The organism is Tsukamurella ocularis (assembly GCF_965138335.1).
Taxonomy (GTDB): domain Bacteria; phylum Actinomycetota; class Actinomycetes; order Mycobacteriales; family Mycobacteriaceae; genus Tsukamurella; species Tsukamurella ocularis_A.
Genome location: NZ_CBCSDV010000050.1, coordinates 1 through 17,533, shown reverse-complemented (window position 1 = coordinate 17,533; position 17,533 = coordinate 1). Strand labels below are relative to the sequence as shown.

The window sequence follows — 17,533 nt, the reverse complement described above, 5'->3', positions numbered from 1 at the left end:
GGGTGGGCTTGGCCGCCTGCGGGGTCGACGGTGCCGCGGNCGCGGCGCCGGCGGTGGGCGCGGCCTTGGGGGCGTCCGCCTTCGGCGCGTCGGCCTTCGGCGTGCCGTTGGTGGCCGCGTGCGGCTTCGGCGCCTCGTCCTGGGGATCGTTCGGCTTCGGCGCGTCCGGCTTCACGGCGTCCGACGTCGCGGCGCTCGGCTTCGCGGCGTCGGGCTTCGCGGCATCGGGCTTCGGGGAGCCGGGCTTCGCGGCGTCGGCCTTGTCGTCGTCGACGACGGCGGGCTGCTCGGCGGTGGGCCGCTCGTCCGCGGCGACGATCACCGGGGTGGCGGCGGGTGCCGTCGGCACCACGCCGGATCCGTCGAGATCGTCGACCTCGGGCAGCGCCGGCTCCTCCCACTCGCCGCTCACGGGCTCGGACAGCGGGCCACCCGCGGGGACGGACGGCCGGACCACGGGAACGGCGGTGTCGGTCGAGGGCAGTACCGCCGCCTCGGAGTCGCTCTCACCGTGGCTGTTTTGCGGTACGAAAGGCACCCGAACGTTGGTAGCTGCGTCGCTCATGGACTGCACCTCTCTTGCTGGAAGAATCTTTTGCAGACTAATACACACCCAGGTCAGACGACCAGTGGGGGTGACCTATCAGTTTGTTGTATCGAACCATCCGCGGCACCCGCCTCGCTCGACGAGCGCGGTGATCCCCTCGGCGAATCTTCGCCGCGTCCCGGGACTGAGGGTCACGTCGAGCACCCCCTGGGAACCGCGCTCGGTGGTCGACAGGACGCGGCCCGCGGCCGTGTCCATCACCCCGACGGCCCACCCCGCCTGCGTCCGTACCCCGCTGGAATCCGTTCGGTGATAAACGATTTCGGCTCGGCGTCCGGTGTACCGCGCGGCGTCGAGCAGGATGTCGACGGTCTGCTGCGAGAGGTCGTGCTCGCGGAGCCGGCTGCGCACCTCGCGCTCGCCGCGGGACCCGGTGACCTGCGGATCGAAGCTCGCGACGATCTCCGCCAGCTCGCCCGCCTCCAGGGTGAGGGACTCGAAGTCCGCGGGGTCCCGAGCGCCCAGCACCCGCCACAGGGGTTCGACCACGGTCGATTCGAAATCCTCGCGATCGGTGCGGAACCCCTGGATGGTGAGCTGATCGTCGTTGCGGAAGGCGACGACCACCAGCTCGTCACGACGCACGACCGCGCCGCGGAGCACCGCGTCACCGTCGAAGACGCGGATCGCGACCTCGGCGGCCGGCGCCTGGAGCGCCCTCAGCCACTGCCGCACCTGCGGATCGACGGAGCCGGTCGCGTCCACCAGGCCGGCATCGACCAGCCCGGGCAGGACGGCGAGATCCACCACCAGCTGATCGTCGGCCCGGTACACGTTCGGATGCACCGCCAGCACCACGGGCGCCAGCTCGCTGACGTCGGAGAGCCGCATCAGCAGCAGCAGCTCGTCGACGTCCGCGGCGAAGGCGGACAGCTTCGCCGCCGGTTCCTCGCGCAGCACGGCCATGCGCCCCTCCTCTTCCGACGCGGCCCGGCCCCCGCACGCGCGGTGGCCGGGCCTCGTCTCGTCGTTCTAGACCCCGTAGAGGCCCGCGGCCTGCGCCTGACCGGCCTGGTGGATCGTGGCGGCGGTCTGGATGTTCACGCCCGTCTTGCGGATCGCCATGGCCAGATTCTCGTTGGCCTTGAGGCAGATCTCGTGGACGTGCTGGTAGCTCTCCTGGTCGACGCCCACCCAGTTGCCCAGGTTGAGGTTCGCCGTGTTGTTGGCGGTGAGCTCGGCGATGTTCGCGTCGGCGACGGCGGACGCCTTGCCGAGGCTCGCCGACGTGATGTCGTAGCTCGCGTAGTCGACCTTGATCAGCGGGGAAGTCATGTTCGTGACCCTTCGTAGGTGGCGGCGGTCTAGACGACGTAGCCGGTGAACAGGCCGCCGGCGTCGCCGTCGGTGCTGGTGATGAGACCGCCGTTGCGGCCCAGGGCCTCGGCGACGGCCTCGAGCTTCTGCTGCTCGGCGTTGCACACGGCGATGAGCTCCTCCATGTGCGCGCTCGCCTTGTTGGTGGTGTCACCGGCGTTCGCGGCGCGGTAGGCCTCGGCCGTCGTGCGCACGAACTTGATGTTGGCCAGGGTCGTCGCGGCGACGTCGTGGGTCTTGGCGGTACCGGCGGCGTGCGCTCCGGTGTTGAGCTCGTAGATCTGCGGGGGCATGAGTGTTCCTCCAGTTCAGTGGTGGTCGTGGTGGGCCGGGCGAGTGGTGGGGATCAGCGTCCCTCCCCACTCGACGGGACGTCGACGGGAACGGACTCGTACTCGGGCGCCGAACCCCGGTAGATCGGCACGGCGGCGGTATCGGGCACGACGACGCGCTCGCGCTGCTTGCCCTTCGACCGCGCGACGGGCGCGCTGGTACCGGTCGGCATGATCGGGCGCAGCGGCTCGGCCACCACGCGCGGGACCGGCGGGGGCGGCGGAGCCACCGTGAGGCCGTCCGTCGCCCAGTTCGCCGGGGCGGCCACCTGCGACTGCGCGACCGCGCCGGGCTCGACGCGCAGCGCCGACGCGGACCGCTGCGCCGGCTCGCCACGGGACATGCGCTCCAGCGCAGGCGACCCGGGGCGCGCGCCGAAGTAGCCGACGGTGCCGGTGCGGTTCTCGGGGTTGACGCCCGCGAGCAGGGCGCTCATCGGCTGGTAGACCACGCCGCCGCCGGTGGTCGCGGCGCCCACGCCGCCGGCGGTCTGCAGCGCCTGCCCGCCGCCCGAGAAGGCGAGGCCGACCGCGGCACCGCCGGCGCCGGCTGCGGCTCCGCCGGCGCCCCCGAGCTGCTGGATCAGACTCTGTCCGAGCTGCTGTCCGGCGACGGGGCGGACGGCGCTGTTCTCCCGCGACTGGGACCCCGCGGTCGCCGCGTTGGAGGCCGCCTGCTCGAACCGCTGGGCGTTGACGAGGAGGCTCTGACCGAGCTTCGTGGTGGAGAGCACGCCGCCCGCGGCGCGCATCCAGAGCATGGATGCGGTGGCCTGTACGCCCTGCGCAGCGAGCGTCATCTTGGTGACCACGGCGTCGCCGACCGACGCGGCCCCGGCGGCGGCGGCGGGGATCGGCACGCCGATGGACGTGGCCATGGGCTTCGGCGGGATGAAGGGCTCGAAGGTCATGTTGGCCGTGGAGTTCGCCAGGTACGTGAGCATCATCGCGGCGTTCTGCGCCCACATCGCCGCGTACTGCGCCTCGTTGGCGGCGATCGCCGCGGTGTTCACGCCCAGGAAGTTGGTCGCCTGCAGAACGCCGTGCGTCACGTGGTTCGTCGCGATCTCGGGCAGCTGAGCCATGCCGGCCAGCGCCGCCGAGTAGTCGGCGGCCTGCTTGGTGTGGCGGGTGGAGGCGAGCAGCGCCTGCGTGCGCAGCGCCTCGTTGTGCGCGAGGTAGATCGCGACGTTGCGCGTCATCAGCGCCGTCTCCGGCGCCTGCCAGGAGGCGGCCAGGCGCGGGAGCAAGGACTGGAGGAAGACGGACCGGGCACTGATGGACGCCGCGACCGAAGCCCACGCCGCAGCTGCAGCGGTCGCCGGCGCGGGGCCCGCTCCCGACATGAGACGCCCCACGTTGACCTCGGGGGGAAGCGCTGGGAATGTCACGACGTCACGCCCGTCAGAACTGCACGGCGTTATCGGCCATGATGTACGTCGCCGCCACGGCGGAGAGGCTCACGGCGTACTGCGCGACCTCGGCGTGATCGACGACGGAGGTCGCCAGGAAGTTCGCCGCGTGCGCTGCGGAACTGGCCGAGACCAGCACCGAGACGTCGTCGATACCCGCGGGCACGACCGCGCCGATGGCGCCGGCCGCACCACCGATCAAGCCCGAGGTGGTGGCGACATTCGCCATCACCTCATTGGTTCCCGCCAACAGCTGTATAGGCGCCACGTTCAGGCCCACCTGCTATCCCCTTTACTTGATTTTCAAGTTGCAACTAAAACAGAATTGTCAAATTTCGTCAATCCCTGGTTGTCCGAAATTCTCATCCCCAAACATCCTCCTCGGCGTCCGCTTCGTCCCTGCGTACGCCGTTCCAGGCCACCTGGACGATGTCCGAGGGTGCCCCGCGCCCGGGGTGGAACCGGCCCCGGCCGGGGATGCCGAAGCGCTGCCCGCGCTCACCTGCGATGTTCACGTTGAACTTGTCCGCGGAGAGGGCGAGGGCCATGGAGCTGTGGGTGTCGAGGTACTGGATCAGCGGATCCGAGCTGGCCTTGTAGAGGTACTCGGAATCGTTGAGCACCACGATCACGTGGAAGCCGCGAATGACACCGTCGTTCATCAGCTTCGCGGTCTGGGTGATCGGGTTGGTGCGGTCCCCGCGCGCGACCACCGCGTCGTAGTCGTCGATGATCAGGAAGACCTCGGGGCCGGTCCACCAGTCGCGGCGCGCGAGGGCGGCGCTGTCGGCGGCGTCCGGCACCTTGCGGTAGGTCACCCGCTCCGGGTCCGTCTCGCCCTCGCCCATCCAGTCCACGAGCTTGTCCTGCCAACGCCGCAGGAAGTCGTAGAGGTCGGAGCCGTGCAGCCCGAGGTTCTTGGGGTTGGGTGCGAAGGCGCCGCGGTGCACCCGCTTCGGGTCGAGGAGGGCGATGGCGCCGTCGTCGATGGTCGGGTAGCGGCGACTGATCGCCTCGATGAGGGTGTGCACGAACGCGGACCGGCCTGAGCCGCTCTCGCCGACCACGTACATGTGCGCCTCGCGGCCGAAGTCCGCCACGGCGGGGCCGCCGTCGGTCTCCCGGACGCCGAAAGGCAGCCGGACGCGCTCGCGCGCGCTCGCCTCCGCGGGCAGCATCGAGAACAGGTCGTCCTGCAGGACCACCTCGGGAAGCGCCAGCAGCTTCGGCGCCTCCGCACCGGAGGTGTTGGCGCGCCGGATCCGCTCCACGACCTCCTCGATGCCGGCGCTGAGCGTCTCGGGCGAGGCGTCCCCGTCGGCGCGGGGCAGCGCGACGAGCGCGAGCAGCTCCCGGTCGGTGGTGATCACGTGGCCGGCCTTGTCGGGCACCGCCTTGTTCCGCTGCGAGTGCACCACGGACATGTCGTAGCTCGCCGTGGAGACGCGGCCCTCGATGATCGTGTGCATGTGGCTCGCCAGACCGCGGAGCACGGTGTTGCGCGCGGTGGTCACCACGAAGTGGATGCCGTAGTTGAGCGCGCCCGACGCGAGCGCCTCGAGCACGGGCACCTTGTCCTCGAAGACCCCGCCCTCGGTGACGGCGGCGTCGAAGCCGTCGATCACGATGAAGACGTCGCCGAACGCGTCCTCGGCGAGGACCTCCGCGCCCGGGTCGCTGCGCAGCCGCCGGTACTCCGCCATCGAGTTCACGCGGTACTTGCGGAAGAGCTTGACGCGCTGGTCGATCAGGTCGGACATCTGGGAGATGATCCGGTTGATCGCGTCCTCCTCGGACCGGGTGGCGATCCGGGAGACGTGCGGCAGGTCCTCGAGCCGCATCCAGCCGCCACCGGTGTAGTCCACGACGAAGAACTGCACCTGCTCGGGCGAATGCGTGAGCGCGAGGGCGGTCACCAGCGTCATCGCGGCGGTGGTCTTGCCCTTCTGCGGCGCGCCGTAGATGAGCACGTTGCCCTGGCCGCCGGACAGGTCCAGCTCCCACACCGGCTGCTGGTGCTTGGCCGGGTCGTCGAACACGCCGAACGGCAGCTTCAGCGTGGCGGGGTTGGTCACCTTCGGCGCCACCCAGGCGTCCGCCGCGAGCGACGGTGCCAGCGCGTCCAGCGTGGTGGACGTGAGCTCCGGCAGCCACGGCTTGTACGCGGGCCGCGCCGGCGCCGCGGTGAGCAGTTCCTTGACCACGGTGAAGACGGTGGGCGCGGCGAGCAGTTCCTCCTCGGTCCGCACGACCTCGTCGTCCACCACGATCTCGGCCTCGAGGTCCGGGATGTCCACGCGGCGCGCGGAGAACGCGCGGGAGGAGAGGTCGTCGGCGGTGGGCTGCACGATCTCCCGGACGACGGGCTCGGGCGCCGCCTCGGGAGCGAAGTAGGGCTTGCCCGTGAAGCCCGCGTAGAAGCGGATCAGGTCGTCCTCGTGAAGCGTCTTGATGAGGCCGTTACCGGGCTTGCCGGGCAGGTTCTTCGCGTCGGGCACGCCGATCACCGCGCGCGAATCGCCGGCGGTGCCCGTGCGAAGAGCGATGTGGTAGTGGATGTTCGACTCCAGGCCCCGCGAGCGGGCCATCTCCGCGTTCTGCGACGCGAGCAGCAGATGCACCCCCACGGATCGACCGACGCGGCCGATCTGGCTGAAGATGTTCACGAACTCGGGCTTCGCCTCGAGGAGCTCGGTGTACTCGTCGATCAGGACGAGCAGCGCCGGCATGGCCTCGAGGTCGGGGCAGTGCCCGGACTCGCGGGCCTTCTCGTACTCGGTCAGGCCGATGATGTTGAAGGACGGGTACCGCGCGGCGGCGCTGTCGAAGAGCTGCTGGCGCCGCTTGAGCTCGCCGGTGATGACCTCCATCATGCGGTCGACCATGCTCTCGGACTTCTCGAGGTTGGTGACCACCGCGGCGACGTGCGGGATCTCCTCCATGCCCTGATAGGTCGCGCCGCCCTTGAAGTCGACGAGCAGGAGGTTGAGCATCGAGGGCGGATGGAACAGGCACGCGTCCAGAACGAGGCAGCGGAGGAACTCGGACTTGCCGGAGCCCGAGGTGCCGATCATCTCGCCGTGGGGACCGGTGCCGCCCTGGCTGGCCTCGCGCATGTTGAGGAAGATCCGCGTGCCGTCGGGCGCGAAGCCGATCGGGAAGTTGAGGCGGCGCGGATCGTCGAACCGCTTGATGCGCTGCCAGAAGTCGACCACGTCGATCGCGCCCGGGTCGTCCACCTGCACGAGGTCGGCCCAGTCCCGGCCGGTGTCCTGGCGTTCCTTCGACAGCAGCGAGGCGGTGGTCTCGAGCTCCCACCGGGCCAGCTTGCGCGCGTTGGTGTGCGCGTCGATGAGGTCGAGGTGATCGGCCCGCGCGATCTCCTTGGGCGCCTCCAGCGGGAGGTCCGAATCCCACCGGGTGACGATGCCCCCGCGGTCCACCTCGAGGAGCACGGCGTGCGGGAAGGAATCGATCACGCCGTCGGGCGGGGACATCAGGATCCACGTGACGTCGGCCAGCGAGGCGATCGCCTGGTCCGTCATCCGCGCGCGCTCAGCGGATTCCACGATCACGACGGTGTGCCGGGTGCGCCCCGTCACCTCGGACTCGGTGGTGAAGGCTCGCGAGTAGTCGACGATGCGGTCGGCCTCGGAGGCCGGCTGCTCGCCGCCGGCGAGCTCGTCGAGGAACTCCGTCCAGTTGCCGTAGATCATCCGGCGCGAACCCAGTGCGTCGATCAGCGACGGATGCTGCGCCTGCGGAAGCCATTTCAGGTACTCCCACTGGCCGCCGTCCGGGGTGTCCGCGACCACGGCGATCCGCAGCCGGTCCGGGCCGTGCGTGATCGCGAGATGGTTCAGCATCGCGCGGAGCATGCCCGCGGCCCGCTCGGGATCGCCGCCCACGCCGAGCACCGGCAGGTTGCGCAGGGTCAGCGCCAGCGGCATGTCCGCGATGGTCGAGTGCGTGTGCAGGAACTTGACGGTCTCGGTCCACTGCACCGGATCGAGGAACTCGCCGTCGGGCGCCTCCGGGGTGAGCAGCTTGGCCTTCGGCACGATGCGGCCACGGCCGTAGCGCGCCGCGGTGAACCGGGTCCTGCGCTCGGAGTCGCCGCCGTTCACCTCCCACATCCGCTCGCTGCCGATGAGCGACGCCGCGACGGACGGATCGGGGTAGGCGTGGGCGAGGGCGTCGAAGTAGTTGCGGCCGCGGGAGAGCGCCTTCTCCCGCGAGGTGCCGATGGAGCGGCTCGCCTGCTTGCGGTCGTGCAGCAGCTGCGCCTTGGACTTGTTGCCGCTGCCGCCCGGGCCGCCGCCCATGTAGGCGAACATGCCGAAGAGCAGCATCATCGGCATGAGCAGCATGACCGGGTTGAAGCCGCGGTTCAGCCGGATCATCATGAACAGCATGCCGAGAACGGCGACCACCATGATGACGGGCATCATCACGGTGCGCCACTTGCCGGGCGGGTCGACCTCGTCGATGGTGTCCGGCGTGCGGACCTCCACCTCCTTCTTGACGACCCGGGGCTCCTTCTTCGGGTGGAGCGGGGGCTCGAAGACCTGCCTACTCACTATTTCCCCTTCGGGTCGAACTTCGCGACGACGGGGTCCTCGGCGCCACCGTCGTGCTTGATGGACGCGCCGGCCTGCGAGAGCGTCGGGCCCTGCGCGAACAGGCTGATGATCGTCCACGGCGCGGGCACCGGATCGCGGAGGCCGAGCGCCTTCGCGGACGAGCCCGGCTCGTTCGAGCCCTGATCGTCGATGCCGTACCGGATGCCGGTGTCGGCGATCCAGAACTCGCCGCTGTGCTCGCGCGAATCCTTCGCGGACCCGGTGGCGTACACGTACCGCCCGCTGTTCGCCGGCAGGTAGACGTCGTCGGCGACGGTGCCCGCCGAACCCGCCGCGCCGATCAGGGAGATCCGGGCGGCGCTCTGCTCGGCGGTGAGCGGCAGCGTGCCGGCCACCAGCACCCGCTGGTCCGCTGTCGGCGCGGCCCCGTCGTGCGACCAGGTCATGCAGGTCACGGGCGCGCTCGTCGCGTCCTCGATCCGCACCTTGCCACTCGGGAAGTGGTCGACGGCGATCTGCCCGCCCACCTTCGGCCACTGGTTCGCCTTCGACGCCTCGGTCTCGACGACGCCGCTCTTGACCGGCGAGACGGTCTGCAGGATCGCCGCGGCGGTCTGGCTGATCTGTTGGATGCCGTCGGCGGCCACCACGTAGTAGGTCCACCCGCCGTCCACGGTGGCGACGCGCAGCGTGGTGCCCACCAGCAGCTTCTCGGTGTTCGGGAACCGCACGGGCTTACCGAGATCCGTGATCGGGGGGACGTCGATCGGCTCCCGGGCGGCGAGGGCGTTGAACAGGCCGGACGACATCGGGATCACGCGCTGGTCGATGCCGATCCCCAGCGCCTCGCGGATCGCGGAGTTGCCCAGGTCCAGCCGGGCGCGGGCGACGACCCCGTCGTCGGCGTAGACGAGCCAGGTCTGGTTGTCGAACGCGACGACGCGGGCGCGGTCGCCGGTGAGTTCGGCGGTGCCGTCGGCGGGCGTCAGCCCGCCCCCGATGACGGTGACCTTCACCGCGGACGTCGCAGTGGTCGGGAGCCCCGTCGTGGGGTCGAGCGGCACGGCCGAGCCGGTGGCCGTGGTGTCGCAGACGGCCCACTGCGACAGCCGGCCGGTGGAATTGCGGATCGCCGTGGGCGCGTACGGGATACCCACCATCGGGCCGCGCGGCATCTTCTCGATCTCGCCGGACTTGGCGAGCACCGGCTTCGCGGGGGATCCGATGATGAGGTGGCCGGAGACCACGTTGGGGATCGGGCTCAGCGCATCGCCGACCTTCACGTACAGGGCGCCGGTCTGGCTGTCCTGGATGATCTCCCCGTCGCCCACCTTGCCGGCCGGGAAGATCACGGCGGCGACCACACAGCCGAGCGTGATGACGAGCCCGGCGGCGAGCGCCATGTACAGCGGCGAGCCCTGGAATTTCTTGACGTCGTCGATCCAGCGCGTATCGCGGCGGACCAGCGCCTCCTCGTTGCGCCGCTGCAGGTACGCCTCGCCCGACTTCTGATACTTCGAGGTCAGGCGGAAGCCTCGGACGCGTTCCTGCAGACCCGATTTCGGGTTCGACGGGTCAGGAGTCATCTCAGCCATTCGACTCCTCCTCCCAGCTCGTCTCCAAGAGATGCCATTGCGACCACGGGAAGTTCGGCGACACCCGGAGCGTCTCCTCGTAGGCCAGGCGCACGTCCTCCAGCTCGAGGGTGCGCAGCAGGGTGCGCCGCTCCTGCGAGGGGAGGGCCGAGCGGTCGATCGCGCTGACCCGGAAGTCACGGAAGCCGCGCGCGGACGAGATCACGGTGCGCATGAACCGCGCGTTCGACATCAGATCGATGCCGGAGCACAGGCGGCCCTTGAGGTCGAGCGCGCTGACCTCCGCCAACCGCTTGTTGTGCTCCTCCAGGTAGCCGCGCACGCCGGCGCCGAGCTGCTCCCGGCTCCTCGCGGCGACCGACTCGGCGATCTCCACCAGCTCCTCCGCCGTGAAGGAGCTGAACGAGATCCGCGTCGGGAAGCGCAGCGGGAGTCCGGCGTTCACCTGCAGCAGTCGGTTCATGTCGTCGTCGTAGCCCGCGAGCACCACGACCACCTTGTCCCGCAGCGGCTTGTCGCCCTCGTTCTCGATCCGGGCGAGCAGCGCCTCGAGCGCCTCGCGGCCGAACCGGGAGGCCTGGTCCTCACCGTCGCCGGCGACGAGGCCGTACGCCTCGTCCAGGAAGAACAGGCCGCCCCGGGACTCGTCGACGAGCTTGTTGGTGCGGATGCCCGCCTGGCCCACGTAGCCGGTCATCATGTCGCTGGGCTGGTGCTCGTAGACCTCGGGCTTGGCGATCACCCCGAGGCCGTAGTACAGCTTCGCGAGGATCCGGACGCCCGTCGTCTTGCCGGTGCCGGGAGGTCCGGTGATGATCGCGGAGAGCCGCATCTCCTCCTCGCTGTACTCCTCGCCGAGCTCCTCGCTGAGTTCCTTGCGCTCGCGGTCCATTTCGACCTTGGAGGCGAGACGGCGGATCTGCGACTTCACGTCCGGGCTGCCGACGAGCGCGTCGAGCTCGCGCCAGGCGTCGGCGAGCACCACGTCGCGCTGCCGGTCGAGACTCTCCTGCTCGATCTCCTGCGCCGTGGTGCCCGAGGCGGGGTCCCACGGATCGGTGCGGGTGTTCATCGACTGCGCCGTGACCACCTCGAGGGCGCCGCCCGCGGCGGCGTGGTCGAGGTCGGGGCGCGAGGAGATCCAGGCGCGGGCGTCGCGGAGCAGCTTCGCGGCACCCTCCTCGTCGCCGATCGCGCGGAGCGCGTAGGCCTGTGTCACCAGCAGGCTGGCCTGCACCAGCTTGAAGTCCTCGGAGGCGAGCGCGGTCTTGGTCGCGGAGAGCGCCTGGTGGGCGTCGCCGGTGCCGACCAGGGCGCGCGCGGTCAGCGCGGTGACGCCCAGCTGCCAGAAGCGGACGGCACCGTCGGTCTCGGCGGACACCCAGAGCGGCTCGCGGCTGTCGGCCACCGTCGAGAGCACCTCGGGCCAGCGGTGCGCGAGCCCGAGGAGGCAGATCCAGAGGTACCGGAGGTAGTTGCGCTGGGCCGGCGAGTCCGCGGTCACCTCGCGCTGGAGCCGGGTGAGCTCCTCGGCCGCCTCGGCGAGATGCCCGGCCTGCGCCAGGATCACGGCGGCGCCGGCGCGCGCGTAGATCACATCGGTGACCGGCATCCCGAGCTCGACGACGCCCATCTGGACGGGGATCTTCAGTCCGAGCGCGCCCTCGGCGGGGTCGACGACCATGCCGTTGCGGCGCAGTTCCGCGCCGAAGTTGCGCGCCGACGCGAGCAGACCGCGGGCGGCCGCCGGGTCGCTCGCCTGCGTACGGTCGACCGCGATGAGGCCGATCCAGGCGTCGCACATCATGGGGTCGGCTTCGACGGCCAGCCGGAAGGCCTGAGCCGGTTCACGCGTGTCCGTGCGGGCCGCGAGTGATCGCAGCCCGAGCGAGAAGTACCGCTGGGCAGTGGGATTCGAGGTCGTCATCGTGCTTGCTCGGAGTCCTGATCCTGGCTCGAGAGGAACCGTGCGAAGGTCCACGCGTAGACCGCCGACTCGATGTCGTGGTACGCGGCGGCGAGTGTGGCGACGAGGATCGCCCGCTCCAGCATCCGGTCGCGCAGCCGGGCCGATTCGGGCGCGGGCGCCGTGAGATCCGCCGCCGAGGCCGGCGTCCGGTCCAGGCTCAGCGCATCGCCGAGCGCCCGCTCGTCGGTGTGCAGCTGCTCGAGCACCGCGGGCGGCACCTCGTCGCGCTCGTCGAGGAAGCAGCGGGCGTCGATCCGCGCGGCCTCGATGCCGATGGCGTGCTCGGGCGCGATCGGCTGCGTCTCGAGGTCACGGATCAGCGCGCGCGCCTGCCGCTCGGCCTGCTCGGGGTCGAGCGACCGGATGTGCTGCAGGCGGGCCGGCGAGACCGTCACCTCGAAGCGGCTGCGGCCGCCGGGGAGGACTGCACCGGGCCGGAGCACGCGGACGAGGTTCTCCTCGCCCACGACGGAGGCGTAGGCGCGGCTCGGGTGCGTGGTGGCGACCGCGGAGAGGGTGTACCCGTCCTGCTCGGCGTACTCGATGAGCAGGCGCACCGGGTCGTCGATCGACGCCCAGCGGTAGCCGCCGGGCACGTTCCACAGCACCCGGACACCGGCGGGGATCACCACGCCGGGTGGCAGCCAGCCCGCGTCCGACGTGGTCACGGCCATGATCGTCTCCGCGTCCTTGACCAGGAGGCCGGCGGCCCAGTGCAGCCCGGACTCGGGTCCGTGCGGTCCGCCGCGGAGCGATCCGAGAATCGACGCGACCGCGTCGTGCACCTGCTGCACGACCGGCGAGACCTTCTTCCGCAGCACCAGGGGCTCCGTGCGGCCCAGGATGACGGGTCCGGTCGCGAGCACCGGGGCGGGGGCCTTCGGCTTCTCCTCGGCAGCCGGCGGCGCCGCCGCTGCGGGAGTCGTGTCCTCCGTCTCCGCGTGCTCGTCGGCGGGAGCCCCGCCGGGCTCGACCTGTGCGGGCTCGGGCTGTGCCGGCTCGGGCTGTGCCGGCTCGGGCTCTGCGGATGGTGCCTCCACGGGGGCGACGGGGTGCTCCGCCGCTGTCACGACCGCGGCGGGCGCCATGCGCGCGGGGGCGACCTTGTTCGCGTTCGCGGCCTTGAGCAGGTCCGAGAACTTGACGGGGCCGGACTTGCGCACCGGCCGCGACGCCGCGACCGCGGCCTTCTCCGCGGCGACCGGCGCCGGCGGGGGCACCTCGGCCTCAACGGCTTCCGCCTCCGCAGGATCGTCGACCCCGGCGAGCTCGTCGCCCTGGGTCGCCGCCGGCGACTCCTCGACGGCGGGCTCCTCCGCAGCAGCGTCCGCGGCGTCCGCGGCGATGTCCTCGACGGCGTCATCGGCGATGTCGTCATCGGCGGCATCCGCGGCGGCAGGCTCGTCTGTAGAGGCCTCCGCGGCGGCGGTCTCGTCGTCGGCGGCGTCGGCGTCGGCGTCGACAGGCTCGTCGGCGTCGGCGTCCGCGGCGGCGGAGTCCTCCGTAGAGGCGTCCGCGTCGATGTCCTCGGCGGGCTCCTCCGCGACGTCCGCGGCGTCGTCCGCCGGCTCCTCGGCCCGGGGCTCCTCGACCGCCTCGACATCCGCGTCCTCGGATCCCGCGTCGGGCGCAGGCTCGTCGGTGCGATCGTCGACGTCCTCGACCTCGGCGACCTCGTCCTCGTCGACCTCGACCTCGTCCGGGGCCAGGAGCACGTCCTCGTCGGCGTCGACCTCGTCGGCGAAGTCGACCTCCGCCCCGACGGGGTCGTCGGCGGCGAGCTCGTCCTCGAGGTCCGTCACACCGCCGTCGGCATCGTCCTCGTCGAACGCTTCGGTCTCGTCGGCGCCGTCGGTGTCGGCAGCGGCACCGTCGTCGCCCCGCTCCGCCGCCTCATCGGCGACCTCAGCGGCCTCATCGACGTCGGCCGCCTCGACGGGCGCATCGTCCTCGGCATCGGAGTCCACGTCGGCCTCCCCGTCGTTCAGGTCCACGGACGTCGCCCCGGGCGTGGTCGTCGGCACCGTCGGAAGAACGCCGGAGCCGCCCCAGGCGCCGCCGGTGGGGACGCGGCCGAACGAGAGGAAGCCGGCGTCCGGCGCGGCCGCATCGACGTCATCGCTCTCGGACGACGGGCCGTCGGCGGCCCCGGACGGGGGCAGCGGGGCTCCGAGCTCGACACCCACGGCCTCGCCCATCGCGCTCGCCGCGATCTCGGCGGGCGTCGTGGGGATCGGCAGGAACTGGGTCGGTGGGGCGACGGGGATCGGACCGCTGCTGGGCCCCTGCACCGCCGCGGCATCACCGGCACCGGGCGTACGCCCGAAGGCCAGGAACCCGTTGACCAGCGCCTGCGGCACGACGGGCATCGCGGCGTCGTCGGCGGACACGCCCATCGACGGGGCGCTGCCCAGGCCCAGGAAGCCGTTCGCCACGATCGGCACATCGCCGTCGGAGGCCGCCTCCGTGGCGGCACCATCGGCGACGTCGCCCACGTCGGACTCGTCCGCCGCATCCGCTGCGGTCGCGAGTTCCTCCGTGTGATCGTCCGCGACGGGCTCGTCCGCGGTCGACGGCGTCTCCTCCGCGCGGGGCACGGCGGTGGACGGGGTGCGGCCGAAGCCCATGAAGCCGAGGTCCATCACCGGTTCGTCGCCGGAGTTCGCGAAGGCGTCCTGCGCCGCGGCCGCGGCGTCCTTCCCGGCCGGAACCGTCGCCTCGCCGGCCGTGGGCCCGGTGACGGTGTCGTGACCGTTCGTCGCCACGGGACCGGCGGCGGCGTCCTGTCCGTTCGTCTCCACGGGTCCGCCGACCGCGTCGTGACCGGGCGCGGCGTCGTGGCCGTTCTGCTCGGCGCGAGTGTTGCGGATCGCATAACCGTTGCGCGCGTGCCCGTTCCGGGCGACGCGGCCGTTGCGCTCCGCGGCCCCGGCACTGGCGCCGGGTACCCGTCCGAAGGCCATGAACCCGCTGACCAGACCAGCGGCGGGCTTCGCCCTCGAGCTGGAGACCTCGGGCGTGACCATCTTCTCCGCGACCTCCGCGGCGCGCGCCCGGGCTGCGGCGATGAGCTCGGCGACGCGGCCCGCCGGATCGATACCGGCCTGGGCGGACTGCCGCTGCGCCGCCTCGATCTCGGCCTCGACCTGGTAGACGATCTCGGACTGCTCGAGGTTCACCTGCTGCAGGCTGCGGGCGAGCTCGCCGAGCGCGTGCGAGACGTGGACCAGGGACTCGCCCACGCGGACGATGCCGATGAAGCTCTGGGCCCATTTGCCCGTCTCGGACTCGAGGAACTCGGTGATGTCGACGTCGGGCAACTGCGCCGTCGCCGTCGTTCCCTCGCTGGCGACGCGGAAGGCGTACGACGACGCCTGCGCGGCGGACAGCGCACGCGACGCGAGGTCGTCGGGCGTCACCTCGTCCTCCCAGATGCCTTCCAGGAGGACGTCGGCGTGGGGGGTATCAGGACGATCGATCATTTCGACACCTCGTCTCAGGCCGGGCGCGGCGCGACCGCCGCGGCGAACGACGTGCTCACGACGAAGCACCCACAGTCGACTCGGTGTCCACCCACAGCGACGGGCGCGGCGCGGAGCCACCCGCGGCACCCCGACCGGATGAGGTGAGGGCCTCGGCGGCCTCGAGCTCGGGCATGACGTCGTCGATGAGGCCGTCGATGGTCTCGACGATCCGCTCGCCGTGCGGGCTGGTACAGCCCACCTCGGAACTGATCGATGTCACGGTCGACCGCAACTGCGCCGTCGCGATCGCCGCGCGCGCCTCGATGGCGCGCGCTCCGGCGCTCTGGCCGAGGTTCGCACCGGTCTCCTTCTCGGAACTCAATGCCACCCTCCCGTCCTGCCCAGCCAGACGGCACACACGTACCGACTGAATTCGTTGTCGCAAAAGAATGTAGCACCCTCATTGCAACTGCACTTCTTTGAAGCTTCCCTTGTTCGATTGCAAGACGGGCAGGTCAGAACCCACAGGGTCGCGATCAACAATTCCGGTTGTTGATCACGTTGTGCACGCTCACGGGCCTCCGCGCCGCTCTCGCGATCCCGCACCGCCGCGCCCCGACGCGGCCATCCCGCGTCGACCATCTAGAACACGTTGCACCGGAATGAAGTTTGTGCCGACAGGCCTGGTCGGGATCGGAATTCGCGGGCACCGCCGCCGCGGATCAGCCGCCCGGCGCGCGTGACTCACGAAAGGTTCGTGAGTATCCACACCGATCGAGACAATCCAGTTCAGTAATTTTCGCCCCGAGGCCGCCTCCCCACCCGGACCGGCGCCACCCGACCGTCACACCGGCCTCGCGGCGCGCAGCTGTCCCGTATGCACCGTTTCCGGCGGAAAGCCGCCGCCGTGATGTTGCCCACAGCGGCGGTCCGTGGCGGGGTGCGCGACCGGCGACGGCTCCGCGCAGACCGCGCCCTCACCTCGGGAGATCGCGCGCGTGGGCCTCCTCCGCGGACGGCCGCCGGCGCCCCAGCGGGCGGCCGCGAGCCCCCTCACGATGAGGGACGCGCGGGCGGGCTGCGGGTGTACGGATTCAGGCGTTCGCGCGGGAGACGGCGCCCAGCGGATCGGTGTAGACACCGTCCAGCGCGGCGGCTCCGGCGGCCTGCTGCTGCACGCGCCCACCGGCGCCACTGACCCGCACGGACCGGCCGGGCTCGGCCGAGGTGGCTTTCAGTGCGGCCGAGACGTGCGGGAGGATCGCGGTGTGGTCGGTGAAGGCCTGGCCGCCGAGGATCAGCCGGTCGGGGTTGAAGATGTCGGCCACCAGCGCGGCGGCCTCCCCCAGCACCCGGCCGCGCTCCGCGACGATCGCCCGCGCGGTCTCATTGCCGCCGTCGGCCAGCTTGTGCAGGTCGGCGATGGTCCGAACCGGAAGCTTCTGCGCGCGTGCGGCGTCCACCACGGCGGTGTCGGTGACGGCGTCCTCGAGCCGGCCGGTGCGCTTCGGGTCGAGCAGCTCGACGTTCCGCGTCGGCAGGTGGCCGATGGTGTGCGGGCCCGACTTCGGCGAGTGCACCGCGCCGTGCAGCGCCAGCGCGACGCCCACGGTCTCGCGGCCGTAGAAGTACAGGGTGGAGCCCTGCGACTCGTACTCCTCGGACAGGTGCAGCTCGGCGGCCGCCATGGCCTCGACGTGCGGGGCCACCGTCACGGGAAGGCCGATCGCGCCCGAAAGACGTTCGCCCAGAGCGACGTCCTTCCAGCCGAGGCGGGGATGGTCGGCGACGATACCCCGGTCGTCCACGCGGCCACCGATGGCCACGCCCGCCCCGAGAACGGTACGGCCGTCCCAGCGGGCGAGGAACCGCCGCGCGCTGGTGGCGATCACCGACAGGACCTCACCGGACTCGCCGCTCTCGGGCGTCGGGATCTGGATGGCGCCGATCACCTTGCCCGCGACATCGTGCATGGTCACCGTGCTCACCCGGAAACCGATGTGGATGCCCAGCGCCACAGGACCGTTCGGGTCCACCTCGAGCGGCAGGCGGGGCCGGCCGACGACGCCGCTGGCGGCCCGGTCGGCGCGTTCGCGCACCAGGCCCGCCTCGATCAGCGCCGTGACCTGGCGGTTCACGGTGGCGGCGGAGAGCTGGGTCTCGCGCACGATCTCGTCGCGGAGCACGAGGCCGCCGCGGCGGATCACGCGGAGCACGGCCGCGGCGGGCTTCTCCGAGACCCGCAGCTGCGGGG

Annotated in this window: 11 protein-coding genes and 1 pseudogene; all 12 read right to left on the bottom strand. The window is 71.5% G+C overall.

Features of this window, described 5'->3' with window-relative positions; translation table 11 throughout:
• Positions 1-40 precede the first annotated feature (40 nt).
• Positions 41-565 (bottom strand): annotated as a pseudogene (locus tag ACNAYW_RS23840) (hypothetical protein); the annotation flags it as partial.
• Between the two features lie 78 nt (positions 566-643).
• Positions 644-1,513 carry an ESX secretion-associated protein EspG gene (locus tag ACNAYW_RS23835; protein WP_415852081.1) on the bottom strand — a complete coding sequence of 290 codons (870 nt, stop codon included), beginning with the start codon at positions 1,511-1,513 and terminating at the stop codon, positions 644-646.
• 66 nt (positions 1,514-1,579) lie between these two features.
• Positions 1,580-1,882, bottom strand: a complete 303-nt coding sequence (locus tag ACNAYW_RS23830; RefSeq protein WP_415852080.1) for a hypothetical protein — start codon at positions 1,880-1,882, stop codon at positions 1,580-1,582.
• A 29-nt stretch (positions 1,883-1,911) separates the two neighbouring features.
• Positions 1,912-2,217, bottom strand: a complete 306-nt coding sequence (locus tag ACNAYW_RS23825; protein WP_415852079.1) for a hypothetical protein — start codon at positions 2,215-2,217, stop codon at positions 1,912-1,914.
• Between the two features lie 53 nt (positions 2,218-2,270).
• The gene (locus ACNAYW_RS23820) at positions 2,271-3,647 is read right to left on the bottom strand and encodes a PPE family protein (protein ID WP_415852078.1); all 1,377 of its coding nucleotides are present in this window, start codon (positions 3,645-3,647) and stop codon (positions 2,271-2,273) included.
• Between the two features lie 13 nt (positions 3,648-3,660).
• The gene (locus ACNAYW_RS23815; protein ID WP_415852082.1) at positions 3,661-3,936 is read right to left on the bottom strand and encodes a PE domain-containing protein; all 276 of its coding nucleotides are present in this window, start codon (positions 3,934-3,936) and stop codon (positions 3,661-3,663) included.
• Between the two features lie 94 nt (positions 3,937-4,030).
• The gene (gene eccCa, locus ACNAYW_RS23810) at positions 4,031-8,248 is read right to left on the bottom strand and encodes a type VII secretion protein EccCa (protein ID WP_415852077.1); all 4,218 of its coding nucleotides are present in this window, start codon (positions 8,246-8,248) and stop codon (positions 4,031-4,033) included.
• On the bottom strand, positions 8,248-9,846 hold the full coding sequence (eccB, locus tag ACNAYW_RS23805; RefSeq protein ID WP_415852076.1) for a type VII secretion protein EccB: 1,599 nt from the start codon (positions 9,844-9,846) through the stop codon (positions 8,248-8,250). Before eccB ends, eccCa begins: the two co-directional genes overlap by 1 nt.
• Positions 9,839-11,773, bottom strand: a complete 1,935-nt coding sequence (locus ACNAYW_RS23800; protein ID WP_415852075.1) for an AAA family ATPase — start codon at positions 11,771-11,773, stop codon at positions 9,839-9,841. The genes eccB and ACNAYW_RS23800 overlap by 8 nt, the downstream gene beginning before the upstream one ends.
• Positions 11,770-15,297: a hypothetical protein gene (locus tag ACNAYW_RS23795; RefSeq protein ID WP_415852074.1), complete on the bottom strand. Its 3,528-nt coding sequence runs from the start codon at positions 15,295-15,297 to the stop codon at positions 11,770-11,772. The genes ACNAYW_RS23800 and ACNAYW_RS23795 overlap by 4 nt, the downstream gene beginning before the upstream one ends.
• A gap of 55 nt (positions 15,298-15,352) precedes the next feature.
• A complete protein-coding gene (locus ACNAYW_RS23790) occupies positions 15,353-15,667 on the bottom strand; it encodes a hypothetical protein (RefSeq protein WP_415852073.1) in 315 nt (104 codons plus the stop codon).
• Between the two features lie 706 nt (positions 15,668-16,373).
• Positions 16,374-17,533 (bottom strand): ROK family transcriptional regulator (locus ACNAYW_RS23785; protein WP_415852072.1); only part of this gene is annotated, 1,160 nt, incomplete at its 5' end.

Coding starts and splice junctions, on each gene's coding strand:
- ACNAYW_RS23825 (WP_415852079.1), bottom strand. CDS start 2,217: ATGCCCCCGCAGATCTACGAGCTCAACACCGGAGCGCACGCCGCCGGT.
- ACNAYW_RS23795 (WP_415852074.1), bottom strand. CDS start 15,297: ATGATCGATCGTCCTGATACCCCCCACGCCGACGTCCTCCTGGAAGGC.
- eccB (WP_415852076.1), bottom strand. CDS start 9,846: ATGGCTGAGATGACTCCTGACCCGTCGAACCCGAAATCGGGTCTGCAG.
- ACNAYW_RS23800 (WP_415852075.1), bottom strand. CDS start 11,773: ATGACGACCTCGAATCCCACTGCCCAGCGGTACTTCTCGCTCGGGCTG.
- ACNAYW_RS23830 (WP_415852080.1), bottom strand. CDS start 1,882: ATGACTTCCCCGCTGATCAAGGTCGACTACGCGAGCTACGACATCACG.
- ACNAYW_RS23835 (WP_415852081.1), bottom strand. CDS start 1,513: ATGGCCGTGCTGCGCGAGGAACCGGCGGCGAAGCTGTCCGCCTTCGCC.